We start from the raw sequence: 815 nt of genomic DNA, 5'->3' as shown, positions 1-815 counted from the left end.
AATGGCGATAGCTACACCATCAATGAAAATGGCTTTGACGCCATAGGCTTAGAAGCACCTTCAAAATCAGAAACCAACAAAACCATCACCCTGCGAGAAGGCACTAAACAATCACGTATGATCGCACTAATGCAGCGCCCAGAAGGCGCCAGCATTGAAGAAATTTGTACTGAAACTGGCTGGCAAAAGCACACCGTTCGAGGTGTCTTTTCAAACACAGTTAAAAAACGATTGGGTATGACGATCACCTCATACAAAGATGATGGCCAACAACGCCGATATCGTGTGCAAGGAGGTGATCAATGAGCACCCGCTGCTTTATTGCGATGACTAAAGACAATACCAATTTCCAATCAATTTATTGCCATCACGATGGCTATGATTCAGTTAATGGTGTTGGACCAACGCTGCGGCAATATCACAATAGTGAATCCCACGCCGAAAGCCTGATTGCGTTGGGCGACATTTCCTACGTGCAGGGAGCAACAGTCTGTGCTTACCACCGTGATCGTGGCGATGCCTGGGAGCAAACCCAGCCAAGAACTACCCGAAGCGAATCAGAGCTATTTGCACTGGCCAAAGCCTGTGATGCCCAATACCTGTACCTTTTTAAACAAAGCGAATGGCACACATTTAAGCTTTAATTCGCAACTGCTTCTGTTTGCATTGATAGGGCAACTTCATCAAAGGAAAGCTCATCGCTTTCACGGATAGCCTGCTCGCCAGAATAGTCCTGCCAGCGCCTGACGATGACATCCACATACTTAGGGTCCAATTCGATCAAGCGTGCTGCACGACCTGTTTTTTCACAAGCA

The 815-nt window shown here is 47.0% G+C and carries 2 protein-coding genes; both read left to right on the top strand.

Annotated elements, in window-relative coordinates; translation table 11 throughout:
• Positions 1–306, top strand: a 306-nt coding sequence (locus tag A3766_RS05590) for a DUF3489 domain-containing protein (RefSeq protein ID WP_156508715.1), incomplete at its 5' end; no start/stop codon positions are given.
• Positions 303–644, top strand: a complete 342-nt coding sequence (locus A3766_RS05585) for a hypothetical protein (protein WP_068641880.1) — start codon at positions 303–305, stop codon at positions 642–644. The genes A3766_RS05590 and A3766_RS05585, both read left to right, overlap by 4 nt.
• The last annotated feature ends 171 nt before the right edge of the window (positions 645–815 follow it).

It is taken from the genome of Oleiphilus sp. HI0132 (assembly GCF_001635845.1).
The sequence above is the reverse complement of the archived record's forward strand: the minus strand, read 5'-3'. Positions and strand labels throughout refer to the sequence as shown.

What these genes read in the sequence shown, in the direction of transcription:
- A3766_RS05585 (WP_068641880.1), top strand. Translation starts at nt 303, where the DNA reads ATGAGCACCCGCTGCTTTATTGCGATGACTAAAGACAATACCAATTTC.